26 protein-coding genes are annotated in these 23,879 nt (G+C 69.7%); 14 read left to right on the top strand and 12 right to left on the bottom strand.

The window, feature by feature from the left end; translation table 11 throughout:
- Positions 1-35 precede the first annotated feature (35 nt).
- Positions 36-1,949: a translational GTPase TypA gene (gene typA, locus ACU6WY_RS09095; protein WP_483819347.1), complete on the top strand. Its 1,914-nt coding sequence runs from the start codon at positions 36-38 to the stop codon at positions 1,947-1,949.
- 210 nt (positions 1,950-2,159) lie between these two features.
- Here the strand turns inward: typA and ACU6WY_RS09090 are convergent, their stop codons facing one another.
- Positions 2,160-2,711, bottom strand: a complete 552-nt coding sequence (locus ACU6WY_RS09090; protein ID WP_483819346.1) for a helix-turn-helix domain-containing protein — start codon at positions 2,709-2,711, stop codon at positions 2,160-2,162.
- A gap of 64 nt (positions 2,712-2,775) precedes the next feature.
- Between ACU6WY_RS09090 and ACU6WY_RS09085 the strand changes: the two genes are divergently transcribed.
- Genes ACU6WY_RS09085 through ACU6WY_RS09075 form a run of 3 tightly spaced genes read left to right on the top strand, consistent with a single transcriptional unit; the run spans position 2,776 to position 4,221 of the window.
- On the top strand, positions 2,776-3,492 hold the full coding sequence (locus ACU6WY_RS09085; RefSeq protein WP_483819345.1) for an AzlC family ABC transporter permease: 717 nt from the start codon (positions 2,776-2,778) through the stop codon (positions 3,490-3,492).
- Positions 3,489-3,803 carry an AzlD domain-containing protein gene (locus ACU6WY_RS09080; protein WP_483819344.1) on the top strand — a complete coding sequence of 105 codons (315 nt, stop codon included), beginning with the start codon at positions 3,489-3,491 and terminating at the stop codon, positions 3,801-3,803. Before ACU6WY_RS09085 ends, ACU6WY_RS09080 begins: the two co-directional genes overlap by 4 nt.
- A gap of 22 nt (positions 3,804-3,825) precedes the next feature.
- Positions 3,826-4,221, top strand: coding sequence for a histidinol dehydrogenase (locus ACU6WY_RS09075; protein ID WP_483819343.1), 396 nt, complete (start codon positions 3,826-3,828; stop codon positions 4,219-4,221).
- 10 nt (positions 4,222-4,231) lie between these two features.
- On the opposite strand, the gene ACU6WY_RS09070 is transcribed toward ACU6WY_RS09075, so the two are convergent.
- Positions 4,232-5,179, bottom strand: a complete 948-nt coding sequence (locus tag ACU6WY_RS09070) for an IS481 family transposase (protein ID WP_483819342.1) — start codon at positions 5,177-5,179, stop codon at positions 4,232-4,234.
- 176 nt (positions 5,180-5,355) lie between these two features.
- On the opposite strand from ACU6WY_RS09070, the gene fdxA reads away from it, so the two are divergent.
- The 3 genes from fdxA (at position 5,356) to ACU6WY_RS09055 (ending at position 8,307) form a co-directional block, all read left to right on the top strand.
- Complete coding sequence (gene fdxA / locus ACU6WY_RS09065) at positions 5,356-5,676, top strand: ferredoxin (protein ID WP_483819341.1); 321 nt, start codon at positions 5,356-5,358, stop codon at positions 5,674-5,676.
- Positions 5,677-5,679: 3 nt separating this feature from the next.
- Positions 5,680-6,783 carry a succinyldiaminopimelate transaminase gene (dapC, locus tag ACU6WY_RS09060; RefSeq protein ID WP_483819340.1) on the top strand — a complete coding sequence of 368 codons (1,104 nt, stop codon included), beginning with the start codon at positions 5,680-5,682 and terminating at the stop codon, positions 6,781-6,783.
- 225 nt (positions 6,784-7,008) lie between these two features.
- Positions 7,009-8,307: a citrate synthase gene (locus tag ACU6WY_RS09055; RefSeq protein WP_483819339.1), complete on the top strand. Its 1,299-nt coding sequence runs from the start codon at positions 7,009-7,011 to the stop codon at positions 8,305-8,307.
- A gap of 243 nt (positions 8,308-8,550) precedes the next feature.
- Here ACU6WY_RS09055 and dapD read toward each other — a convergent pair whose 3' ends face one another.
- Positions 8,551-9,465, bottom strand: coding sequence for a 2,3,4,5-tetrahydropyridine-2,6-dicarboxylate N-succinyltransferase (dapD, locus tag ACU6WY_RS09050; protein WP_483819338.1), 915 nt, complete (start codon positions 9,463-9,465; stop codon positions 8,551-8,553).
- A gap of 40 nt (positions 9,466-9,505) precedes the next feature.
- Here dapD and dapE point away from each other — a divergent pair, with 40 nt between their 5' ends.
- The 3 genes from dapE to ACU6WY_RS09035 all read left to right on the top strand — a co-directional run bounded on the left by dapE (position 9,506) and on the right by ACU6WY_RS09035 (position 12,070).
- Entirely contained in the window at positions 9,506-10,582 is a 1,077-nt protein-coding gene (gene dapE / locus ACU6WY_RS09045) for a succinyl-diaminopimelate desuccinylase (protein WP_483819337.1), read from the top strand.
- Complete coding sequence (locus ACU6WY_RS09040; RefSeq protein ID WP_483819336.1) at positions 10,579-11,802, top strand: hypothetical protein; 1,224 nt, start codon at positions 10,579-10,581, stop codon at positions 11,800-11,802. The genes dapE and ACU6WY_RS09040 overlap by 4 nt, the downstream gene beginning before the upstream one ends.
- A 94-nt stretch (positions 11,803-11,896) precedes the next feature.
- Positions 11,897-12,070 (top strand): DUF3117 domain-containing protein, encoded by a 174-nt coding sequence (locus ACU6WY_RS09035; protein WP_483819335.1) that lies wholly within the window; start codon positions 11,897-11,899, stop codon positions 12,068-12,070.
- A 76-nt stretch (positions 12,071-12,146) separates the two neighbouring features.
- Here the strand turns inward: ACU6WY_RS09035 and ACU6WY_RS09030 are convergent, their stop codons facing one another.
- On the bottom strand, positions 12,147-12,785 hold the full coding sequence (locus tag ACU6WY_RS09030) for an O-methyltransferase (protein WP_483819334.1): 639 nt from the start codon (positions 12,783-12,785) through the stop codon (positions 12,147-12,149).
- A 71-nt stretch (positions 12,786-12,856) separates the two neighbouring features.
- Between ACU6WY_RS09030 and ACU6WY_RS09025 the strand changes: the two genes are divergently transcribed.
- On the top strand, positions 12,857-13,228 hold the full coding sequence (locus ACU6WY_RS09025; RefSeq protein WP_483819333.1) for a twin-arginine translocase TatA/TatE family subunit: 372 nt from the start codon (positions 12,857-12,859) through the stop codon (positions 13,226-13,228).
- 7 nt (positions 13,229-13,235) lie between these two features.
- Here ACU6WY_RS09025 and ACU6WY_RS09020 read toward each other — a convergent pair whose 3' ends face one another.
- The 3 genes from ACU6WY_RS09020 to ACU6WY_RS09010 are packed head-to-tail and all read right to left on the bottom strand — an operon-like array spanning position 13,236 to position 16,236.
- Positions 13,236-14,387 (bottom strand): Mrp/NBP35 family ATP-binding protein, encoded by a 1,152-nt coding sequence (locus ACU6WY_RS09020; RefSeq protein ID WP_483819332.1) that lies wholly within the window; start codon positions 14,385-14,387, stop codon positions 13,236-13,238.
- Entirely contained in the window at positions 14,384-14,917 is a 534-nt protein-coding gene (locus tag ACU6WY_RS09015; RefSeq protein WP_483819331.1) for a DUF1003 domain-containing protein, read from the bottom strand. Before ACU6WY_RS09015 ends, ACU6WY_RS09020 begins: the two co-directional genes overlap by 4 nt.
- Positions 14,917-16,236 (bottom strand): magnesium transporter MgtE N-terminal domain-containing protein, encoded by a 1,320-nt coding sequence (locus ACU6WY_RS09010; protein ID WP_483819330.1) that lies wholly within the window; start codon positions 16,234-16,236, stop codon positions 14,917-14,919. Before ACU6WY_RS09010 ends, ACU6WY_RS09015 begins: the two co-directional genes overlap by 1 nt.
- Before the next feature lie 72 nt (positions 16,237-16,308).
- Between ACU6WY_RS09010 and ACU6WY_RS09005 the strand changes: the two genes are divergently transcribed.
- Together ACU6WY_RS09005 and ACU6WY_RS09000 are read left to right on the top strand one after the other, a co-directional pair.
- Positions 16,309-17,037, top strand: coding sequence for a YflT domain-containing protein (locus ACU6WY_RS09005; RefSeq protein ID WP_483819329.1), 729 nt, complete (start codon positions 16,309-16,311; stop codon positions 17,035-17,037).
- Positions 17,034-17,711 carry an alpha/beta hydrolase family protein gene (locus ACU6WY_RS09000; RefSeq protein ID WP_483819328.1) on the top strand — a complete coding sequence of 226 codons (678 nt, stop codon included), beginning with the start codon at positions 17,034-17,036 and terminating at the stop codon, positions 17,709-17,711. The genes ACU6WY_RS09005 and ACU6WY_RS09000 overlap by 4 nt, the downstream gene beginning before the upstream one ends.
- A 26-nt stretch (positions 17,712-17,737) precedes the next feature.
- Here ACU6WY_RS09000 and ACU6WY_RS08995 read toward each other — a convergent pair whose 3' ends face one another.
- The 5 genes from ACU6WY_RS08995 to ACU6WY_RS08975 form a co-directional block, all read right to left on the bottom strand.
- The gene (locus ACU6WY_RS08995; protein WP_483819327.1) at positions 17,738-18,217 is read right to left on the bottom strand and encodes a hypothetical protein; all 480 of its coding nucleotides are present in this window, start codon (positions 18,215-18,217) and stop codon (positions 17,738-17,740) included.
- On the bottom strand, positions 18,214-19,620 hold the full coding sequence (locus tag ACU6WY_RS08990; RefSeq protein WP_483819326.1) for a hypothetical protein: 1,407 nt from the start codon (positions 19,618-19,620) through the stop codon (positions 18,214-18,216). The genes ACU6WY_RS08995 and ACU6WY_RS08990 overlap by 4 nt, the downstream gene beginning before the upstream one ends.
- A 326-nt stretch (positions 19,621-19,946) precedes the next feature.
- Positions 19,947-20,309: a DUF6507 family protein gene (locus ACU6WY_RS08985; RefSeq protein ID WP_483819325.1), complete on the bottom strand. Its 363-nt coding sequence runs from the start codon at positions 20,307-20,309 to the stop codon at positions 19,947-19,949.
- 80 nt (positions 20,310-20,389) lie between these two features.
- Positions 20,390-21,808, bottom strand: coding sequence for an aminopeptidase P family protein (locus ACU6WY_RS08980; protein ID WP_483819324.1), 1,419 nt, complete (start codon positions 21,806-21,808; stop codon positions 20,390-20,392).
- Positions 21,809-21,845: 37 nt separating this feature from the next.
- Entirely contained in the window at positions 21,846-22,877 is a 1,032-nt protein-coding gene (locus ACU6WY_RS08975) for an endonuclease/exonuclease/phosphatase family protein (protein WP_483819323.1), read from the bottom strand.
- Between the two features lie 120 nt (positions 22,878-22,997).
- On the opposite strand from ACU6WY_RS08975, the gene ACU6WY_RS08970 reads away from it, so the two are divergent.
- Positions 22,998-23,858 (top strand): PHP domain-containing protein, encoded by an 861-nt coding sequence (locus ACU6WY_RS08970; protein WP_483819322.1) that lies wholly within the window; start codon positions 22,998-23,000, stop codon positions 23,856-23,858.
- Positions 23,859-23,879 lie beyond the last annotated feature (21 nt).

Raw genomic sequence — 23,879 nt, 5'->3', positions numbered from 1 at the left:
CCGGGCACCACCCCGAATTTTCCTGGAGACCCTCCATGGCGCACGCCCTCCGTCCTGACCTCCGTAACGTCGCGATCGTCGCGCACGTCGACCACGGCAAGACGACGCTCGTCGACGCCATGCTGCGCCAGACCGGCTCGTTCGGTGACCACGCGCACGTCGAGGAGCGCGCGATGGACTCGAACGACCTCGAGCGCGAAAAGGGCATCACGATCCTCGCCAAGAACACGGCGATCACCTACAACGGCGTGCACACCGAGGTGCCCGTCACCATCAACGTCATCGACACCCCCGGCCACGCCGACTTCGGTGGCGAGGTCGAGCGCGGTCTGTCGATGGTCGACGGCGTGGTCCTGCTCGTGGATGCGTCCGAGGGTCCGCTGCCCCAGACCCGCTTCGTGCTGCGCAAGGCGCTCGAGGCCAAGCTCCCCGTCATCCTGCTGGTCAACAAGACCGACCGCCCCGACGCCCGCATCGCGGAGGTTGAAGAAGAGGCGCACGACCTGCTCCTGGGTCTGGCTTCCGACCTCGTCGACGACGTGCCCGACCTCGACGTCGACGCCCTGCTCGACGTGCCGGTCGTCTACGCCTCCGGTCGCGCCGGAGCCGCCTCGCTGAACCGTCCCGACAACGGCGCCCTGCCCGACAACGACGACCTCGAGCCCCTGTTTGGCGCGATCCTCGAGCACGTCCCGGCTCCCGCCTACGACGACGAGGCTCCGCTGCAGGCCTGGGTCACCAACCTCGACTCGAGCCCCTTCCTCGGCCGCCTCGCGCTGCTGCGCGTCTTCAACGGCACGCTGAAGAAGGGCCAGACGGTCGCCTGGGTGCGCGCCGACGGCACCACCAGCAACGCCCGGATCACCGAGCTGCTGAAGACCCGCGCGCTCGAGCGCTACCCCGCCGAAGACGCGGGCCCTGGCGACATCGTCGCCATCGCCGGCTTCCCCGACATCACGATCGGCGAGACCATAGCCGACCCCGAAGACGTGCGCCCGCTCAAGGCGATCACGGTCGACGACCCCGCGATCTCGATGACGATCGGCACCAACACCTCGCCCCTCATGGGCAAGGTCAAGGGCCACAAGCTCACCGCGCGCATGGTCAAGGACCGCCTCGACCGCGAGCTCATCGGTAACGTCTCGCTGAAGGTCGTCGACATCGGACGCCCCGACGCGTGGGAGGTGCAGGGTCGTGGCGAGCTCGCTCTCGCGATCCTCGTCGAGAACATGCGCCGCGAGGGCTTCGAGCTCACCGTGGGCAAGCCCCAGGTCGTCACCAAGCGCGGCGAAGACGGCAAGCTCAAGGAGCCCTTCGAGCACCTCACGGTCGACGCGCCCGAAGAGCACCTCGGTGCGATCACGCAGCTCATGGCCGCTCGCAAGGGCCGCATGGACAACATGACGAACCACGGCACCGGCTGGGTACGCATGGAGTTCGTGGTTCCCTCGCGCGGCCTCATCGGCTTCCGCAGCGAGTTCCTCACGATCACCCGCGGCACCGGTATCGCCAACGCGATCTCGCACGGTTACGACGACTGGGCGGGGGCCATCACGACCCGCCAGAACGGCTCGATCGTGGCCGACCGCATGGGTGTCGTCACCCCGTTCGCGATGATCGCGCTGCAGGAGCGCATGAGCTTCTTCGTGCAGCCGACCGAAGAGGTGTACGAGGGCATGGTCATCGGCGAGAACTCGCGCGCCGACGACATGGACGTCAACATCACGAAGGAAAAGAAGCTCACGAACATGCGTTCGTCGACGTCGGACTCCTTCGAGTCGATGACGCCGCCCCGCGTGCTGACGCTGGAGGAGTCGCTCGAGTTCGCTCGCGACGACGAATGCGTCGAGGTCACTCCCGAGAAGGTGCGCATCCGCAAGGTCGTGCTCGACGCGACCGAGCGCGGCCGCGCCGCCTCGCGCCTCAAGCGCCAGGATGCCAACGCCTGAGCGTTCGCGCCAGAGAACGGCCCCGTGCAGCTCGCGCTGTGCGGGGCCGTTCGGCGTTTTGCCGGTCGCGGCTGCGTCGCTCGTGAGCTTCGGGCTCTGGCGCCGGTGCGCCGCGCGAATGAGTGTCCACGACACGCCGCTCGACCTCGACTGTGTGCGGCGTGTCTTGGACATTCGCCAGGTGGCGAGCCCCGAGACGACGGCCGAGAGTCAGTGCGATTCGCTCACGCACACCGCGCTCATGCCGGGGCTGAGCGCCTCGAACACGTGCGGGGCGTCGCCGGGGTACGACAGGTAGTCGCCGGGTTCCAGCTCGAACGGAGCGTCGGCCGGTCCCACCAACCCGCGTCCGCTCAGGAGCACGACGTGCTCGATCGTGCCGCGGGGGTGCGGTTCGGAAACGCGGGCGCTGCCCGGTTCGGCACGAAGCAGGTAGATGTCGCGTCGCGCGTGCGGGGGGCTGGCCGACAGAAGGACGGCGAGGTAGTCGGCGGACGCCGCCCTCACGGCGGTGGAGGCCTCGCCGGCGCGGATGAGGGTGGGTGCGCGCACGCCTTCCTCGACCAGCGCGGCGAACGGCACTCCGAGGGCGGAGGCGAGGGCCCACAGCGTCTCGACGCTGGGATTTCCCCCGCCGCCTTCCAGCTGTGACACCGTTGCTTTTGCGACGCCGGCCCGGCGGGCCAGTTCCGACACGCTGAACCCCTGCCGCTCCCGTTCACGTCGAACGGATGCCGCGATGCGGGCGCCGAGATCGCTCATGCGTTCATCATGGCATCCGTTCGTTCGGCTTGACGAACGTAGGGAACTGTTCGAGGATTTGATCATGCGTTCATTCCAGCGAACACCCGAGAGTGTCGCGATGCGGCAGGGGCTCGCCGTCGCCTTTGCGACCAGCGCGTACGGCATCTCGTTCGGGGCGCTGTCGGTGTCGGCGGGGCTCGACGTATGGCAGACCTGTGTGCTCAGCCTGGTGATGTTCACGGGGGGATCGCAGTTCGCCTTCGTCGGGGTGATCGCCGCGGGCGGCCTTGCCGCCGCTCCCGCCGCGATCGCGTCATCGACCCTCCTGGGGGTGCGAAACGCCGCCTACGCGATGCGGATGTCGCCCGTCGTCGGGGGAGGGCTCTGGCGCAAAGCTGCGGCGACCACGTTCACGATCGACGAATCCGTCGCGGTGTCGCTGGCGCAGACCACCGACCGTGCTCGCCGGACCGGGTTCTGGGTGACGGGCATCGGCGTGTGGGTGGGGTGGAACATCGCCACTCTCGCCGGGGCGCTCCTGGGCGATGTGCTCGGGGATCCCCGCACCTGGGGGCTCGACGCGGCGGCCGCCGCCGCGTTCCTGGCGCTCCTCTGGCCGCGGCTGAAGCGCGGTCGACCGATCGCCGTCGCCGTCGGTGCCGCGGTCGTGGCCGCCGCCCTCACGCCCCTGGTGATGCCCGGGATCCCGGTCATCGCGGCCGCCGGCGTGGCCGTCGCACTGGGATGGTTCGATGCGTCCCCGCAGGCCGCGGCGAACGACGAGAAGGAGACTCCGTGAGCCCGTGGACCGCCGTGCTGCTGGCATCCATTCTCTGCGTCGCGCTGAAGGCGGTCGGATATCTGCTGCCCGCGCACTGGCTCGAGTCCGCGCGCCCGGCGCGCATCGCCGACCTGCTCACCGTGGCCCTTCTCTCGGCGCTCGTGGTGGTGCAGGCGCTCGCCACGGGGCCCGCGATCGTGGTCGATGCGCGGCTCCCCGCCGTCGGTGTCGCGGCGCTGCTGTTGTGGGCGCGGATGCCGTTCCTCGTGGTGGTGGCCGCCGCGGCGGGGACTGCCGCGCTCCTGCGCGCGCTCGGCTGGGCCACATGAACGCGCGCCTAGACTGACGCCCGTGGGTTCTGGGATCGTTCGCGGCGTCGGCTGGCTCGTCGCCCTCCTCGTCGGCGCGTTCTACGGAACGGCGGCGACGGTGGGTCACGCCTACCGCCTCGGCGTCCTGCCGGTGGGGCTCGTCCTGGCCACCCTCGGTTGTGCCGCCCTCCTCATCGCCCTGCGGGTGCTCACGCAAGACCGGGTGAACGCCATCGCCGCGGGACTGGGCATCATCGCCGCGACCTTCCTGTTCTCGCAGGTGGGCCCGGGCGGGTCGGCCATCATCGCCGCGCCGACCCCCGATACGGAGTGGATCCCCCTCGCGTGGACCCTCGTCGGACCGATCCTGCTGGTGCTGATCGCTCTGTGGCCGGAGTTCTCTCCGCAGCGTCCCGAGGGGGCTCCCGAGTCCTAGGTGTACTCGGTCATGAGGTTGGTGACAGTCGGCTGATCGGAGGTCGGCCGCCGCAGGCGGTGTGTGGTCGATCGTAGTTGTAGTGCTCGAGCCAGGGTGCGAGCGCTTCAGCGCGATGCTGGTTAGAGACGTAGGGGGCGCGGTAGGCCCAGTAGTCCTGCATGGTGCGGTTGAAGCGTTCAGCCTTGCCGTTCTGCCAGGGACAGTGCGGCCTGGTCGTGATGTGTTTCGCGCCGAGTGCGGCCAATTGCCCCTGGAACGTGGCCGAAACCGTGTAGTTCTTGGCGTTGTCGGTCATGACCTCGCGGATCCGGATGCCGTGGCGGGCGTAGAACTCCGCCGCGGCGGGGAGGAACGCCGCGCAGGTGGTGCCCTTCTCATCGGGGAGGATCTGCGCGAACGCGAGTCGGGAGTGGTCGTCGACGGCGACGTGGACGTAGTCGAACCCGAGCTTCACCCGGCGGTCCCTGCCGTGGTTGTGATCGATGAAGTCAGGACCCTGGGAGCGCCAGCCGCCACCGGCGGGGATGCGGCCGAGCTTCTTGACGTCGATGTGGATCAGATCCCCCGGGGTGGCGCGCTCGTAACGGATCTGGGTGCGCCGCGATGCGCGCAACGCGATCCCCGTGACCGGGTCCAGCTCATGCAACGCCGGAAGGCCCGCCCTCGCGATCAACCGGGAGGCTGTGCGCGGGCTGACACCGCAACGGCGGGCGATATCGTCGCGCCCGAGCCGCTCCCGCGAGCGCAGCTCGACAACGGCGGCCGCTGTCGCCACGGGAGTCGCCGTCGGCGACGAGATGGGACGCGAGGACCGATCCGACAGTCCCGCCTCGCCCGCCGCACGGTAGCGGACAAGCCAGCGATGGGCACACTGTCGCGAGACGCCCATCTCCTTCGCGACATGTGAAACAGGTCGGCCGGCGAGGACCCGGCGCACGAGAATCAGACGGCCCATGACAGTGAGCCGCGCATTACGGTGGACCAAGAGAAGGCCTCCACTTCGGTGACGTTAGACACCACCAATCGTGGAGGCCTTCTCCCTATCCGAGTGTCACCAACGTGCCGACCGAGTACACCTAGGCGACGGGTGTCGGGCGGAGCCAGTGCCGTCGTCCCGCGTAGACTGAACCGGTGACTTACGTGATCGCCCTCCCGTGTGTCGATGTCAAAGATCGCGCGTGCATCGACGAATGTCCCGTCGACTGCATTTACGAGGGGGAGCGATCGCTGTACATCCACCCCGACGAGTGCGTCGACTGTGGTGCGTGCGAACCGGTCTGCCCCGTCGAGGCCATCTACTACGAAGACGATCTCCCCGAGGAGTGGTCCGACTACTACAAGGCGAACGTCGAGTTCTTCGACGACATCGGGTCGCCCGGTGGGGCCGCCAAGGTGGGCGTGATCGCCAAGGATCACCCCGTGATCTCGGTTCTCCCTCCCCAGAGCCACTGACCCGTGGGCGTCGCCGACCTCGCCGACTACCCCTGGGATGCCGTCGCCCCCTTCGCCGAGCGCGCGAGGCGACACCCCGGCGGGATCGTCGACCTCTCGATCGGCTCGCCGGTGGATCCGACCCCGGCGGTCGTCGCCGAAGCCCTCGCTGCCGCCACCGACGCGCATGCCTATCCGCAAACCATGGGCACTCCGGCCCTGCGCGAGGCAATCGTCGAGTGGTACGCCCGTCGACGCGGGGTGTCGGGGCTGAGCCCCGCGAATGTGCTGCCCACTGTCGGTTCCAAAGAGCTCGTCGCGCTGCTTCCGTTGCTGCTGGGCCTCGGGCCCGGTGATGCGGTGGTGCACCCGCGGGCGGCGTACCCGACGTACGAGGTGGGCGCCCGTCTCGTGGGCGCCGAGGCCGTGGCATCCGATGATCCGTCCGAGTGGCCAGCGAACACGCGGCTCGTCTGGATCAATTCGCCCGGCAACCCCGATGGGCGTGTGCTCTCGGCCGCCGAGCTGACGGATGCCGTGACCCGGGCGCGCGCGCTGGGTGCGGTGCTGGCGTCCGACGAGTGCTACGCCGAGCTCGGCTGGGATGCTCCGTGGGACGCCGAGCGTGTGCCGAGCGTGCTCGACCCGCGCGTCGTAGGCGATGACCTCACGGGCGTGCTGTCGGTGTACTCGCTGAGCAAGCAGTCGAACCTCGCGGGCTACCGCGCGGCGTTCCTGGCCGGCGACGCGCAGATCGTGGGCCGCCTGCTCACGGGGCGTAAGCACCTCGGGCTCATGCCGCCCGCGCCCGTGCAACGGGCCATGACGGTCGCCCTCGGCGACGACGGGCACGTGGCCGAGCAGCGCGAGCGGTACGCCCGTCGTCGCGCCGTGCTCAAGCCCGCGGTCGAGGCCGCCGGCTTCCGCATCGACCGCAGCGAGGGGGGTTTGTACCTCTGGGCAACCGAGGGGCGGGACGCGTGGGAGAGCGTCGGACGCCTCGCCGATCTCGGCATCCTGGTCGGCCCCGGCCACTTCTACGGCCCGCATTTCCCCGAGCACGTGCGTTTCTCGCTCACCGCGACCGATGAGCGCATCGCCGCGGCGGCCGAGCGACTGACTCCCTGATCGGGTCAATCGGGAGGATCCCTCCATCAGAAGGGGGCATCCTTTGGCGGTGTCATCTGTACGCCGCCGGCCCCACTAGGCTGTAAGGGCACTGCGTGCGGGACACCCTCTGCGCGCGTTGCCGACTCGGGAGCCGCTCTGGCGGACTCCCGGGAGAGACGGCTGCGGGTGCTCCGGCGCCCACGGTCCATCGAAATGGGCGACCAGAAATCGCAAGGAGGCGCGGTGAGCGACGCGGGTACGGAGCACGACAAGGCCACCCTCACGGTGGGGGGCACCACCGCCGAATTCCCGGTTCTGAGAGGGACCGACGGAACTCCGAGCATCGACATCGCGTCGCTGACGAAGCAGACCGGTCACACCACGCTCGACTACGGTTTCGTCAACACCGCGTCGACGAAGTCCGACATCACCTACATCGACGGTGATCAGGGCATCCTGCGCTACCGCGGCTACCCGATCGAGCAGCTGGCGAAGAACAGCACGTATCTCGAGGTCGCGTGGCTGCTCATCTACGGCGAGCTGCCTTCGGCCTCCGAGCTGGCGGCGTTCGACGAGCGCATCCGCCGTCACACGCTGCTGCACGAAGACCTCAAGCGCTTCTTCTCGTCGCTGCCGCCGACGGCGCACCCCATGTCGGTGCTCTCGGCCGCCACGGCCGCGCTGTCGACCTACTACGAGTCGGAGTCCGACCCGCACAACCCCGAGCACGTCGAACTGAACACGGTTCGTATGCTCGCGAAGCTCCCCGTGATCGCGGCTTACGCGCACAAGAAGAGCATCGGGCAGGCGTTCCTGTACCCCGACAACTCGCTGAGCTTCGTCGACAACTTCCTCAAGCTGAACTTCGGTGTGCTGAGCGAGATCTACGAGATCAACCCCGTCATGACGCGGGCCCTCGACCTGCTGCTCATGCTCCACGAAGACCACGAGCAGAACGCCTCGACCTCGACGGTGCGCCTGGTCGGCTCGACCGGGGCCAACCAGTTCGCGTCGATCTCGGCCGGCATCCAGGCTCTTTCGGGTCCGCTGCACGGTGGGGCGAACGAGGCCGTGCTCCAGATGCTCGGACGCATCCGCGACTCGGGCGAGAGCGTCGAGCGGTTCGTCGAGCGGGTGAAGAACAAGGAGCAGGGCGTCAAGCTCATGGGCTTCGGTCACCGGGTCTACAAGAACTACGACCCGCGCGCCAAGCTCGTCAAGGGCGCGGCCGACGAGGTGCTCGAGGCCCTCGGTGTGAGCGACCCGCTGCTCGACCTCGCCAAGGAGCTCGAGCAGATCGCCCTCGAAGACGACTACTTCAAGGAGCGCCGTCTGTACCCGAACGTCGACTTCTACACCGGCGTCATCTACAAGGCCATGGGTTTCCCGACCCGCATGTTCACCGTGCTGTTCGCGATCGGGCGTCTGCCCGGCTGGCTGGCGCAGTGGCGCGAGGCCATCAGCGACCCGCAGACGAAGATCGGCCGCCCGCAGCAGCTGTACACCGGGGCCGCGCAGCGCGACTACCCCGGCGCGCGCTGAGTTCCGCGTTAACGCCCCGTCCCTCTCGCGAGGGGCGGGGCGTTTCGCGTTGCGCGGGGCGCGTGCGCGTGCTGCTCCCGTGCGTGCGGGTTGCGTGCGTGCGTGCGCGCCGTGCCGGGTGATGCAGCGATAAACGCTCCCCGCGCGGGGAAACGCGCCGCCAACGCGTTTTCCCGCGCGGGAAGCGTTTATCAGAGGGGGTGGGGCGCCGCGCTCAGCCTCACACCGACGCTGACGCGGCGCTCAGGCGTGGAGCGCGGCGTTCAGCGTGACGCCGACGCCGGCGCGCGCCGAGGCCTCGACGGCGCCGGTGAGGGAATTGCGACGGAACAGGATGCCATCGCGGCCCGACAGCTCCCCGGCCTTGACCGTGTCGTCACCGACGCGCACCTTGGTGCCCGCCGTGACGTAGAGCCCCGCCTCGACGACGCAATCGTCGCCGAGGGAGATGCCGATGCCCGCGTTGGCGCCGAGGAGAGTGCGCGCGCCGATCGAGACGCGGTGCGTGCCGCCGCCGGAGAGCGTCCCCATGATGGACGCGCCGCCGCCGATGTCGGTGCCGTCGCCGATCACGACGCCCTGCGAGACGCGCCCCTCGATCATCGACGAGCCCAGCGTTCCGGCGTTGAAGTTCACGAAACCCTCGTGCATGACGGTCGTGCCGGGGGAGAGGTAAGCCCCCAAACGTACACGGGAGGCGTCGGCGATCCGGACGCCGGTGGGCGTGACGTAGTCCAGCAGGCGCGGGAACTTGTCGAGACCCTGAACCTGGATGCCGTGACGCTGCAGCGACGCGCGCAGACGCGTCAGGTCGTCGGGGTGCACGGGGCCCGCGTTCGTCCACGCCACGTTCGGCAGGTGCCCGAAGATCCCGTCGAGGTTGATCTCGTTCGGACGCACCAGCCGGTGCGACAGCGCCTGGAGGCGCAGGTAGGCGTCGACGGTGGAGGTCGGGGCGGCATCCGCATCGATCGTGAGCGAAACGGTCTCGACCGTGACGGCGCGTCGGTCGTCGGCCCCCGTCGCGGCGTCGAGGTCGTGGTCGGCGCCGGTGTCGGAGGTCCCCAGCGCCGGGGCGGGGAACCAGGCGTCGAGCACCGTCCCGTTGGCGGCGATGGTGGAGAGTCCGGTTCCGGTGATCTGTCGTTCGTTGGTCACCCCGACAGGCTAGCGGGGAGCGCTGGGTAGGATCGGGAGCATGCCGACGCTCGACCTCACCGCGTCCTCCGTCGAGATCACCCGTGCGATCTGCGACATTCCCAGCGTCTCGGGCGACGAGACCCCCTTGGCGGATGCCATCGAGGCCGCCGTCTCGGCGCACCCCCACCTGGAGGTGATCCGCGATGGCGACACGATCGTGGCCCGGACGTCGCTCGGCCGCGCACGCCGCGTGGTCATCGCGGGCCACATCGACACCGTGCCGATCAACGAGAACCTGCCCACGCGTGAGGTCGATATCGACGGCGAGCGGTTCCTGTGGGGGCGCGGAACGGTCGACATGAAGGCCGGCGTCGCCGTGCAACTCAAGCTGGCGGTCGAGCTCACCGAGCCCCCGGTCGACATCACCTGGATGTGGTACGACCACGAGGAGGTCGATTCCTCACTCAACGGCCTCGGCCGCCTCGCCCGCCACCGCCCCGACCTCTTCGCGGGGGACTTCGCGATCCTGGGCGAGCCGAGCGACGGCGAGGTCGAAGGAGGGTGCAACGGCACGCTCCGCGCGCTCGTCCGCACCGACGGGGTCCGCGCCCACAGCGCGCGCTCGTGGATCGGTGAGAACGCGATCCACAAGGCCGCCCCGATCCTCGCCCGCCTCGCGGAGTACCGCGCACGCGAGATCGAGGTCGAGGGCCTGGTCTACCGCGAGGGCTTGAACGCCGTGCGGATCACCGGGGGAGTGGCGGGCAACGTCATCCCCGACGCGTGCGAGGTCGAGGTCAACTACCGATTCGCGCCGAGCCGCGACGCCGCCGGAGCCGAGCGGGTCGTGCGCGACGTGTTCACCGGCTTCGACGTCGAGATCGTCGACGTCGCCGAGGGGGCACGACCGGGCCTGGATGCCGCTCTCGCGCGGGACTTCGTGACTGCCGTGGGGGCGACGCCCCGACCGAAGTACGGGTGGACCGACGTCGCACGGTTCTCGGCCCTCGGCATCCCCGCGGTCAACTACGGACCCGGCGATCCCCACCTCGCGCACCACGACGAGGAGCGTGTGCCGCTCGCGCAGATCGACTCCGTCGAGCGCGGTCTGCGCTCCTGGCTCTCCGGATCGTGAGCGCAGCCGCTGCGACCTCCGTGTCGGCGCGATCGTGGCTGCGTTGGCCGGTCGTGGCGCGGATCGCCGTGATCTACGTCGCGGCGAGGCTGGTCACGACCGGGTTCTTCCTGCTCGCCGCCGCCGCATCCGGTCCCGCCTCGCGTTATGGTGTGGCTCCGTCGCTCGGCGAGTTCGCGCTCGGATGGGACGCGCAGTGGTACTGGCTCGTGGCGGTCTCGGGCTACCCGGCCGATCTCCCGCTCACTCCGCAGGGCGGCGTGGCCGAGAACGCGTGGGCGTTCATGCCCGTGTATGCCTTCCTCGCGGCCGGGCTCGGTGCACTGCTCGGCTCGTGGGGCGCGGGGGCAGTGACCATTTCGCTCCTCGCCGGGTTCGGGGCCTCTCTTGCCCTCCACGCCCTGCTGCGTGAGCGTCTGGGCGACGCGGCGGCGACGTGGGCCGTCGCGTTCTTCGCGTGCGGGCCGCTGGCCGCCCTCTTCCAGGTCGGATATGCGGAGTCGCTCTTCCTCTTCTTCCTTTTCCTCGCGCTCCGCTGCGTCCAGCTCCGCCGCTGGGGGTGGCTGTACGCCCTCGTCCCGGCGATGGGGTTCACTCGTCCTGGCATCCTGGCCTTCGCGCTCTTCCTCGGCCTGTACGGCGTGTACCGCTTTCTTCGGCGCCGTACGGAGCCTCTGCCCGTGCGCGATGTCGTTCAGGTGATCGGTGTGGCGACCGTCGCCGTGGGGGTGGGTTTCGCCTGGCAGGTCATCGCCGGGGTGGTGACAGGCGACCCGGGGGCCTACCTCGCTACCGAGCTCGCCTGGCGGCGCAACTGGATCGGGGCCGAGGGGGGTCATTTCGTGCCCGTCGAGGGCTGGATTCAGGCCGCGGGGTTCTGGTTCACCCAGTGGGGTCTCGGGCCGGTCGTCGGGTACGTGGCCCTGGTGCTGCTCGTGGTCGGTGTGGCCGCGGCACTTCTCGTCGCTCCCCAGGTGAAGCGTCTGGGTATCGAGATCCGCCTCTGGTCGGCCAGCTATCTCATCTACCTGTTGCTCGTCTTCTTCCCGCAGTCGAGCGTCTTCCGTCTGCTGGTGCCGGTGTCGCCGCTCTGGGGTGCTCTCGCGGTGCCCCGCTCCACCGCGTGGCGAGTGGTCGTTCTCGCGGCGGCTCTGCTCGGTCAATGGTGGTGGATTTACAACATGTATGCCCTCGCGAACACCTACTGGCAGATCCCGTGACGCGCGATGACGGCCCGCGGCGGGGGCGTGACGACGGCGCGCGTCGGTGACCGACTAAACTAGTCCTCAGACCAACGACGAAAAGGGGGCCGCGATGGCAGCCATGAAGCCGCGTACCGGTGACGGACCGATGGAGGCCGTGAAGGAGGGCCGGCTGATCATCGTGCGTGTTCCGCTCGAAGGTGGCGGGCGCCTGGTGGTGTCGGTCAACGATGCCGAGGCGAAGGAACTCTACAACGTGCTCGGCGGTGTCGTCGGCGCCGCCTGACGAATCCTCGTGCGAAGGCCGGTCCCCTCGGGGGCCGGCCTTCGTCGTTGTCAGAGGGGTGAACCCGCGTGGGAGGTCAGGTGAGCGGAGTGACCGTCGTGAGTTGGAGGAGACCTTCGCCGGTGGTCGACAGTGCGCCGAAGACGGCGGCCGAGGTCTGGACCTCCTGGATCAACGACCGGTAGGCGGTCGTGACCGCGTCGCGGCGCACCGGGTCGGCGACGGCACCGCCGGCGAGCACGCGCGGAACGAGCACCGTTCCGCCGGCGCGAACGAGACGAAGGCCGTGTTCGACGTACTCGATGACCCCGTCAGGGTCGGCGTCGATGAGCACGATGTCGTACGACGCCTCGTTCATGCGGGGCAGGACGTCGGCGGCGCGCCCGGTGATGAACCGTGCGCGAGCCGCGGGAATCCGCGCCTCGGCGAACGCGGCGCGCGCTGCTCCGAGGTGCTCGGGCTCGCTGTCGATCGTCGTGAGAGTGGCGCGGGGAGAGCCATGGAGCAGCCACAGACCCGAGACACCGCCCCCGGTGCCGACCTCGACCACATTGAGCGCACGGGAGGCCGCCGCCAGGACCGCGATCTGCGCGCCGATTGCCGGACTGATCGGGGCTGCTCCCAGCTCGAGCGCGTGCGCACGAGCTCGAGCGATGTGGTCAGGCTCGACCGTCGACTCCTGCACGAACCGCTCGTTCGCCTCGTAACCGCTCACGTGGACCTCCCCCGCAAGGCTAGACGTCACCGAGGGTCTGACCGCCGAGGCGCGACGGGTAATCTGAACTCATGTTCTTCGGCCTCACCATCGAGAAGCTCCTGCTGATCGGGGTGATCGCCGCCCTCATCATCGGCCCGGACCGTCTGCCGAAGTACGCCGAGAGCCTTGCGCGCCTGACCAAGCGGGCGAAAGAGACGATGCAGGGCGCGAAGACGCGAATGCGCGACGAGATGGGCCCCGAATTCGACGACGTCGATTGGCGCAAGCTCGACCCGCGCCAGTACGACCCGCGGCGGATCATCCGCGAGGCCCTTCTGGACGACACCCCCACGGCGACCATGCGCGCAGCCGGAGCAGCGGCCCTGGCCACACAGTCCGCCGAACCCAAGCCCTCGTTCGTCGCCGGCGGGGTGCCGCCGTTCGACGACGAAGCGACCTGAGCCGGGGTCAGCGCAAGCGAAGCGGCAACGCGCGTCCGGAGAGTCCGCGTGGGCGGGTCGCGAGCGCGCTGGCGGCCGTAGCGATCGCAACCGACGCTGGGTCGTCGGGATCGGCCAGGACGACCGGCCGCCCCTCGTCGCCGCCGGTACGCAGCGCAGGGCTGAGGGGAACGGATGCCAGCAGCGGGACGGTTTCGTCGCCGTTCGAGAGGGCGTGAGCCACCGTCTGGCCGCCACCCGCGCCGAAGAGATCGAGGACGCTTCCGTCGGGCAGGGCCATCGCCGACATGTTCTCGATGACGCCCACCAGCTTCTGGCCGGTCTGTCGTGCGACGAGACCGGAGCGCACGGCGACGTCGGCCGCGGCCGTCTGCGGGGTGGTGACCACCAGGACGTCGGCGTGGGGGAGGAGTTGTCCGACGGAGATCGCGACATCGCCGGTGCCCGGCGGCATGTCCAACAGCAGCACGTCGAGGTCGCCGAAGTAGACGTCGGTGAGGAACTGCTGCACCGTGCGGTGGAGCATCGGGCCGCGCCAGGCGACCGCTCCCGCGGCATCTTCTCCCGGTCGGCGCAGGAACATCCCGATCGAGATCACCTTCACCCCGTACGCGACGGGCGGGAGGATGAGGTCGTCGATCCGCGTGGGTGCGGGGGGCAGGCCGTCGGCATCGACCAGGCCGAGCAGACCCGGGATCGAGAAGCCGTGGACGTCGGCATCCACCAGTCCCACGCGCAGTCCCTGAGCCGCGAGGGCCACGGCCAGGTTGGCGGTGAGGGTGGATTTGCCGACCCCGCCCTTGCCGCTGGTGACGGCGATGACGCGCGTGAGCGAGTCGGGGCCGAAGGGCATCTCGCGCGCAGCGCGTCCGCCCCGGAGCCGTTCGGTGAGCGCGCGGCGTTCGTCGGGCGACATGACGCCGACGGCGACCTCGACCGCCGAGACGCCGTCGACCGACTCAGCGGCCGACCGCACGTCGCGTTCGATGCGGTCGGCGGCGGGGCAGCCCACGATCGTGAGCGCGATGCCCACCTCGGCCACGCCGTCACTGACGGCGATGTCACGCACCATGTCGAGTTCGCCGAGCGGTCGACGCAGCTCCGGGTCGGTGACGGCCGAGACGGCGGCGCGCACTCGATCGGCGAGCGCCGCGGTCACGGGGCGGCCGTCTTCGGCTCGGTCGCGTCCTGGTCGTCGAGGCGTTCCAGCGCGGCCTTCAATTCGGCGCGCAGACTTTCTTTCGTGATGACCTCGTCGGTGAGGTCGCGCACGGCCATGCGCAGCGCGACGATCTCGCGGGCGAGGTACTCCGTGTCGGCGAGGTTGCGCTCGGCCCGCTGGCGGTCCTGTTCGATCTGCACGCGGTCGCGGTCGTCCTGCCGGTTCTGCGCGAGGAGGATCAGCGGTGCCGCGTAGGACGCCTGCAGAGAGAGGACGAGCGTGAGCGCGGTGAAGCCGATGGCCGCGGAGTCGAACCGCACGTTCTCGGGCATGAGCGAGTTCCACCCCATCCACAGCACGCAGAACAGCGTCAGGGAGAGCAGGAACGTGGGGGTTCCCATCGCGCGGGCAACCCACTCCGTGAAGCGGCCGAAACGGTCGCGGGAGGGCTGCGGCGTGCGGGGTGCCAGCATCCCACCCCGTCCCCGGGGGGCATCGAGAGCGGCCTGTCGTTGTGCACGTGCCATCAGCGCCTCCTCGGGGTGTGGGTCGGGATCTGCGGGATGCTCGCGGTCGCGAGCGGTCTGATCGTGGTCTTGGGTCTCGGATCGTCGCTGTCGTGCGTGCGCCAGTCGTCGGGGAGCAGGTAGTCGAGCACGTCGTCGACGCTCACGCATCCGACGAGGCGGTGCGCCTGATCGACGACCGGCAGCGACACGAGGTTGTAGCTCGCGAGCATGCGCGCGACCTCGGCGGCCGACGCGTCGGCGGGTACCGGCTCGAGGGTGTCGTCGATGATCGCGCCCAGACGCTCGTGCGGGGGGTAGCGCAGCATCCGTTGGAAGTGCACGGTTCCCAGCAGGCGCCCCGTGGGCGTCTCGTACGGGGGCAGGGTGATGAAGACGGATGCCGCGAGCGCGGGGTGCAACTCGTGACGGCGGATCAGCGCGAGGGCCTCGGCCACGGTGGCATCCGCCGACAGCACGATGGGCTCGGGCGTCATGAGGCCACCGGCGGTGTCGGGGCCGTACTGCAGGAGGGCGCGGACGTCGTCGGCCTCCTCCGGCTCCATCAGATCGAGGAGCTGTTCGAGGCGCGTCTCGGGCAGCTGACCGAGGAGGTCGGCCGCGTCGTCGGGCTCCATGGCATCCAAGATGTCGGCGGCGCGCTCGTCGCCGAGCTGCTCGAGGATGTGCACCTGCTCGTCTTCGGGCATCTCTTCGAGGGCGTCGGCGAGACGGTCGTCGCTGAGCTCTTCGGCGACCTCGATGAGGCGCTCCTCGGGCAGGTCGAGGAGGGTGTTGGCGAGGTCGGCGGGCTTGAGGTCGGAGTACGTGGCGACCAGCTGCTCGGCGGACTGGGCCTGACCGGGCATCTGCTGCTCGCGCACCTCGCGCCACGCGGCGAAGGTGGTGGCGCCCTTGGCGAACGGCGACGCGCTCGTGCGGGGGCGGCGGAGGAAGAGCTGGCCGACGTCCCACTCGCCGAGACGGTTGCGTTCGATCGCGACGTCTTCGATGACGGCGTCACCGGAACCGTCGATGAGGTGCACGCGGCGGCCGAGCATCTCGGCCATGACCCGCACTTCGCCGCCGCGCTGCTGGAAGCGGCGCACGTTGATGAGGCCGGTGGTGATGACCTGACCGGCCTGAATGGAGGTCACTCGCCCGATGGAGACGAACACATGTCGGCGCCCAGGGATCTCGACGACGAGGCCCACGACGCGCGGCGCCGCCGACGCGCGGTAGATCACCACGACGTCGCGCACCTTCCCGAGGCGGTCGCCCGCGGGATCGAACACCGTGCAGCCCGCCAAGCGGGCGACGAAAACCCTTTGCGTGCTCACCGGTCCAGCGTAGTCCGCGAACCCCCGGGGAGAGCCGACCGCGCCGTCGGGGCCGCGTGACAAGATGGGGAAATGAGCATGTTCTCGGGGCCCATGGGGTCGAATCGCGACGAGGTCGGCGAGAAGGTCGCCTCCTTCCCGACGTACGAGAAGGCCCAGAAGGCGGTGTCGTCGCTCATCGCCGGCGAGGTGCCCGCCCGCGACATCGCGATCGTCGGCTCGGGTCTGCGCTCGATCGAACGCATCACGGGGCGGCTGGGCTACGCCACCGCTGCGCGTTCCGGTGCCCTGAACGGCCTCATGCTGGGCTTGCTCTTCGCGTTCATCTTCGTGCTCGGGACGCCCACGGTGCAGATCTCCGCGTTCATCGGGGTGCTCCTGGTCGGTATGGCGCTCGGGATGCTGCTGAGCCTCGGCACGTACTCGATCGTGCGCCGCCGTCGCGACTTCGCCTCGGTCATGCAGGTCACGGCTGATCATTACGACGTGTGCGTCGCGGCGCCGAGCTTGCAGAAGGCACGCGACGTCCTGGGGACGCCGGCAGGTGCGCGCACGGTCGTGTCGCGGCCCGCGGCCGACGTCGACGCCGCGCCGCCGCAGTACGGCGAGCGCGTCACGACGCCCGGTGCACCGTCTCCGGCCGTGCCCCCGCGCCCGCCGGTCCCCGCACGGCCGGTCGAAGACGAACCGCCGCGGTACGGCGAGCGCATCGCCCCGCCGGTTGCCGACGAGGGTGGGTCGGAGCCTGCCGCGAGCCCGGCGGACGACACCCCGTCGGACTCGCCGCGCGACGAGCGGTGACCCCCGACGCGGTCCGGATCCCCGTCGCATTGCCGGCGGGCGACACAACCGTGTCGGGACTGTGGTCTTCGGCATTCGCGCCCGGCGCGACGATCGCGCTCGCCCACGGTGCCGGTGCCGGAATGACTCACCCGTTCCTCGAGGGGATGGCCGACGCGCTCGTCGGCGAGGGTTTCTCGGTTCTGCGGTTCGTCTTCCCGTATGTCGAGGCCGGCCGACGGATGCCAGGACCCGCCGCCCACGCCGTCGCCACCTGGGCGGGAGTGCAAGCGTGGTTAGCCGGTGCGGGCGCCGTCTCGTTCGTCGCCGCGGGGAAGTCGTACGGCGGACGCATGGCCTCGGTGGCCACCGCCGAGGGGGAGCTCTCGCCCGCGGCGCTGGTGTACCTCGGGTATCCGCTGCACCCGCCGGGGCGTCCGGACAAGCCCCGGGCGGAGCACCTTCCCGCTATTACCGTTCCGCAACTGTTCGTCGAGGGGGAGAACGACCCGTTCATCGCCCCGCGCGACCAGTTCGACGAGGTCGTCGCCACTTGTCGTGACGCACGTGTGCACTGGGTGGACGGGGCGAACCACTCCTTCGAAGTGAAGGGCCACCGGCGGCCGGCGGATGCGATCGGGGCCGGTCTCGCGCCGGTGGTGGCGGAGTTCGTGCGGGGGCTGTCCACTACCTAAGGCCGGAGCGGGGTATCGAGGTAGCGCTACTGAGGCTCCTCCTCGGTCCCGCAGCGGGACATGGCGAGAAGTTCTACGGCCTTGCGGCTATCGAGCGTCGTTTCCTCGATTGTCAGCGTCATTCGTGGCGATTTCCTCACCATGTAGACGAACGGTTCCTTGGTGGGCACGCCGAGGTCCTGTTCAGTCCAGTCGCCCGGCAATATGCCTGGGATTTCGTCAACGAACTGCGCAATATCAAAGTCCTCCTCGACGGCCACGACCCACTGGCCGGTGAAGAACGCGCCCCTGGCTGAGCTGAAGAGGAGGTCGTCCTCGCAGCCGTAAGGCGGAAATTCCGGAGTGCGCTCGATGTCTCCGTGGCTGGGAATGAGGTCGACCACCTGGCCCAGGGCATCAAGAGTCTCCTGCCGGACCTGGTCGTAGGTCGGTCTGTCTTGAGGAGCGCATCCACCTAGAAATGTCAGCGCTGCGATCATTGTGGCGGCCGCAATTGTTCTCTTCATTCGTCCTCTCCCGCACGGGCCAGGGTTTGCTTCACCTGGTTCAGAACGATCCCGTTAACCTTCTCGTCGTCGCTCATCAGCGCCTGGTGGTGGTCAACGCTGTCGTCGACGAGGCCGGGCAAATAGACGGGGTTGCCCGTAAAGGCGTATCCGACCGCCGCCGCCCAGTCGGGCCCGGGGATCCCGGACTCGACGATGTGCACGCCCGGGATGGCTTCCGGGGCGACGGTGAAACCCAACGGTCCTGCCCCGAGGCCTGCGTAGTAGCGATTGATATCGTCGGTCGCTTGAGCGGCGAAGTACGTGGTACCCGGGTGCGGCTCGTACGGACCGATAGCGCCGACGCCCGCTGCGAGGAAGCGTGTGTCAACAGTGCCGCCGTGAGATTCCGCCGCGCTTGCCACACCGCTGCCGTAGGAATGCTCATAGCTCATCGTCCAGAGGTCGGGGCGTGTCGCATCGACTCCCCGGATGAAGCTCGCGTACTCGGTGCCACGTTCGACCGCGAACTTGTTCCATTGCGGCCCGTCCGTCACGGGGTCGCGGTCGAGCTCGATCTGAGGCATGGGGCCGGTCATAACGGTGAACGCCACGACGGACCCTCGGGCGGCCCGGACCTGCCAGTCAGCGAAGCGCGTGATCGAGTGCTCACGCATGAAGGAGTCCGCGCGAGTGTTTGTTCCTGGCACGACGAAGAGTGCGGATGTCGCGGTCGACGGATCACCGTTCACCTCGATGAGGCAGCCATGGTCGGGATCCCACGCGTAGAGCTGTTTGCCACCGTCCCGGACCTTTTCGAAGTACGCGATTTCTCGTTCCAGACGCTCGAGCTCATCACGCCGCTTGCGGCTCTCGATGGCTGCTGCTCGGGAGCGTGCTTTCGCGCTCCTTTGGAGAACTGCTCGCCGCTTCTCGGCAGCCTCAAGGTAGGACAGTGTCCGGCTCCGATTCGCCGCCACCCGATCCGCAATCGCGACCCCGTCGAGATTGCCGATCAACGCGGGAACACCGGCGACCAGCGCGGCGGCGACGGCGGGATCGAGGTGCGACCACCAGCGTGCGATCTCTTCGGGCGCGACGGCGCGGATGGCGCTCGCCCACGCGGGGTGGCGGGCGAGGAGCGCAGGGATATCCGTACCGGAGGCAGACGAGAGACGATCGAGCAGGGCCAGCCCGGCCGTGTCGGTCACCGAGGGGGGCGGCGCGGGCAGGTCTGCCCCGCCGAAGGTGGAGAGGGACGCCCACGAGACGTCCGGGATCGCGCGCAGGGCTCGGGCGCATCGGTCGATGGCATCGTCATATGCGCCCTGGAGCGCATCCACCTCGCGGGCGATCTCGCGCTCCTCGGCGTCTCGCGCGAGCGCATTCATGGCGTCGCCGGAGCCGCCGTCGCCGGTCCACACCGTGTGGGGCGTGTCGGTGTCGAGCCGATTCAGAAGGAGACTCCGCCGGTTGCGCAGGTCGTCCAGATCGTCGGCGAATCGCTCGATCACGAGGCAGGCCGCGCGCGTTCCGCTCACGACCTCTTCGGCGGCCGGTCGAACGGGCAGGAGGGAGTCGTGCAGGCCATCGGCTTCCGGAGCGCGATACGAACCGGGGATGAAGTTCCACGCGAGGAGCGCGTGATGGGCCGTCAACTCCAGCCGCGCCGCCTTCGAGCGCAAGGTTGACGCCGCCTCACGCAGCTGAGCGGGATCGGCCGGGGGGACGGGCACTCGGCCGATGGCGCTCACAGCCGCCTCCGGCCGAACACCGTCGGATCGAACGGATTCCCCTCACCGACACCGGCCATCGCCGCGTGGGCGTCGGTGGCAGCGGCCATCTCGTCATCGGCGGTGAGATACGCCAGAGCGGCGGTCTGGAGCGCGGAGACAGCGGCACGACCGCGCCCGACGATGCGACGCGCCAGATCGACGCGTGCCTCGGCGCCCGCGAGGAACGCCGAATGCACAGGCGTCGCACGAGCGAGCGCCAGGGCAACGGCATCTGTAGCTCTGCGCAGAGAGACCGCGATCTCGTAGAGCTCCTCGAACGAGGTGCGTACGCGATCCGCCACTCCCAGCAACTCGTGGGGCTCCACCGAAAACGACATGCGCGCATGCTAAGCAAACCGCGCGGGGCGTGTTTTCACCCTGTGGAGAACCGCGCCGCCCGCTCAGGCAGCCGCGAGCCTCACTTCGCGCGTCGCGCGATCCAGGCCTCGACCTCGTCGGCGGTGCGGGGGATCCCGGCCGACAGGTTGACCGGCCCGTCGGCGGTCATGACGATGTCGTCCTCGATGCGCACGCCGATGCCCCGGTACTCCTCGGGCACGGTGAGATCGTCGATCTGGAAGTAGAGGCCCGGCTCGATGGTGAACACCATCCCGGGCTCCAGCAGACCGTCGTAGTACATCTCGCGCCGCGCCTCCGAGCAATCATGCACGTCGATGCCGAGGTGGTGGCTGGTGCCGTGCACCATGTAGCGACGGTGCTGGCCACCGCGGTCGGCATCCAGGGCCTCCTGCGCCGTGACCGGGAGGAGCCCCCACTCGGCCACGCGCGCGGCGATGACCTCCATGGCCGCCTCGTGCACCCGGCGGAACGGAACCCCCGGCTGTGCGGCGGCGAAGGCCGCGTCGGCGGCCTCGCGTACCGCCTCGTAGACCCGACGCTGCACCTCGGTGAAGCGGCCGGAAACGGGGAGCGTGCGCGTGATGTCGGCGGTGTAGAGGCTGTCAACCTCGACACCGGCGTCGACGAGGATCAGGTCGCCGGGCACGACGGCGCCGTCGTTGCGCGTCCAGTGCAGGTAGCAGGCGTGCGGGCCGGAGGCGGCGATCGTGTCGTACCCCACGGTGTTGCCCTCGGCGCGGGCCCGGGCGTGGAACACGCCCTCGACGACGCGCTCTCCGCGCGGATGAGCGACGATGCGGGGGAGCTCGGCGACGATGTCGTCGAACCCGGATGCCGTGACCTCGACGGCCAGGGCGAGCTGGGCGAGCTCGTACTCGTCTTTGATCAGACGCAGCTCCGACACGAACCGAGTGAGCTCGTCGTCGACCTCGACCACGCGGTCGCTCTCGGCGGCGGAGAACTCCGACACGTGCGCCGTCGTCAGGCCGAGATCGGCGGCGACACCGGCCAGCGCGGGCCGCGGCCCGATCCAGAACTCGCCGATGGCGGCATCCGCGTAAAACTCCGGCGTGGTGCGGTCGGCGCGTTCCCGGAAGTAGAGCACCGCGTCGTGGCCGCCCTCGCGCGGCTCGAACACGAGTACCGAGTCGGGCTCGGCGTCGGCGGCCCAGCCGGTCAGGTGCGCGAACGCGGAGTGCGCGCGGAAGGGGTAATCGGTGTCATTGCTGCGCTGCTTGAGCGAACCGGCCGGAATGACGAGACGCTGTCCGGGGAAAGCCTGCGAGACGCGCTCCCGGCGGCGGGCGGCCCAGACAGCCTGCTCGCGCGGCGACGGGAGCGTCTCGGGCCGTTCAGCCCACCCCGTGGAGATGGTGTCGAGGAAACCGCGGGGGAACGGAGCCTTGCGGTTCAGCGTGGTCTCGACGGGCTTCTGATCTGCGGGGGCGATCGTGTCGCCGGCGGCGGGGGAGTCCATTCCTCCAGTCTCGCACCGCTCGGCCGCGAGCGCACGGTCAGCCGGGGGTGCGCTCCAGCTGCACCACGATGGGTCGGTGGTCGCTGCCCGAGCCGTCGAGCGAGCGCATGACGACCGAGCCGGTCACCGTCCAGTCGGGCGTGACCATGACGTGATCGATGGGCGCACCCGCCAGCGACGGGACGTCGGTCGGCCAGGTGCCCACGCCGCCGTTCCCGCTCTCCGAGGCGGCATCGTTGCATCGTCCGAGCGTGCCGCCGTCGACCCCGAGCCCGGTCATGTGGTCGAGCGTGGCGTTGAAGTCGCCGGCGAGGATGACGTTGTCGGACGCGCACTGGTCGGCCAGCCACTGCAGATCCGACCGCCACTCGTCCATGTACTGCTGGCGCGGCGCCACCGCGTGCGCGGCGACGATGATCGGGCCGTCGCCGGACACCGGCATGGCGACGGCGCTCGGCACGGTCGAGGTGTTGCTCGACCCGTCGAGCGAGGACTCGATCACGCTGTAGTCGCCGAGCTCGGGGCGGATCAGCACGGTCGTGGAGGTGGCATCCCAGCCGGTGATTCCGTACTCGCCGTATTCGGCGTGGTGCGCCCACATGGGCTGGCCCAGATCGCGCATGAGCTCGGCCACGCGCGTACCGGTTTCGATCGTCGTCTCGGGGAGGGTGACCACGTCGGCCTTCATGCCGACCGCGAACTGCGCGATCGAGTCTGCTGAGGTGGCCTCACCCGCGGTATTCCACGTCATGACCCGCAGGCTCGTGTCGGTCTTGGCGGGAAGGGCGTCGGTGCCGATGCCGCGCTGGATCACGAGGGCAGCGTTCACTCCCGCGGCGCATCCCAGGATCAGTGCGAGCGTTAGCGCGAGCGCGCGAATCGGGCGGATCAGCGCGAAGAGAAGCACGAGAGCCGCGGCGGCGGCGAAAGCGGCGGCCAGGGGGGCGCGGAAGGAGATCACCTGCGCGAGCGGGAACGTGCGCTCGATGCCGAAGAGCGAGGGCCAGGTGAGGGCCGCGGCCCCCGCGGCACACGCGAGCGCGATCACGATCCCGAACAGCCGACGCACGCCCCCGACACTAATTGGGCCGCCTGGGAGATCGGCGGATGCCACCCCTGCGCGGACTCTGCGGTGTCCGGCGCCGCGGACGCACCGGGGCAGTGCGGACGCGCGCGCTACGCTCGACGGGTGGAGCATGATCGTCGATTCGAGGGGCCGAGCGACCTGCACCTCCACTCCACGCACTCCGACGGCACGGAGCCGCCGGCTCTCGTGATGGCCGCGGCGCACCGGCACGGCCTGCGCACCGTCGCCCTCACCGACCACGACACCACCTCGGGGTGGGCCGAGGCCGCGGAGGCGGCGACGTCGCTGGGCATGACGTTCGTCCCGGGAATGGAGCTGTCGGCGCGGCACGAGTGGCGCAGCATCCACCTGCTCGCCTACCTCGTCGACCCCGACGACGAGAGCCTCCGGGCCATGACCGACCGCATTCGTTCCTCGAGGCTGGACCGCGCGCAGCTCATGGCCGAGCGCATCTCGCGCGACTTCGACATCGCCTGGGACGACATCGTCGCCCAGACCACCGACGGGGCGACCGTCGGGCGTCCGCATATCGCCGATGCACTCGTGGCCCGGGGGATCGTCGCCGACCGCACCGAGGCGTTCGCCGACATCCTGCATCCCTCGAACGAGTACTACGTGTCGCTGTACGCCCCCGATCCTGTCACCGCGGTCGAGCTCGTCGTGGGAGCGGGGGGCGTCCCGATCGTGGCCCACCCCGCCGGGCGGGCGCCGCTGGCACCCCGCGTGCTGACGGCCATGCTGTCGGCCGGTCTCGCCGGTTTCGAACTCGCGCACCGCGAGAACCTGCCGCAGCCGACCGCAGAACTTGCGCGACTCGCCGCCGAGCGAGATCTCATCGTCACCGGGTCGAGCGACTACCACGGCCTCGGGAAGCCGAACGTGCCGGGGGAGAACACGACCGACGACGAGATGGTGGAACGCCTGATCTCCGCAGGGTCCGGCACGTCGGTCGTCTACCCCTGACCCACGACAACGGCGCCGTCC

This window comes from Microbacterium sp. ZW3a (assembly GCF_057167165.1).
Note: the sequence above shows the minus strand (reverse complement) of the source record. Positions and strands in the feature narration are given on the sequence as shown.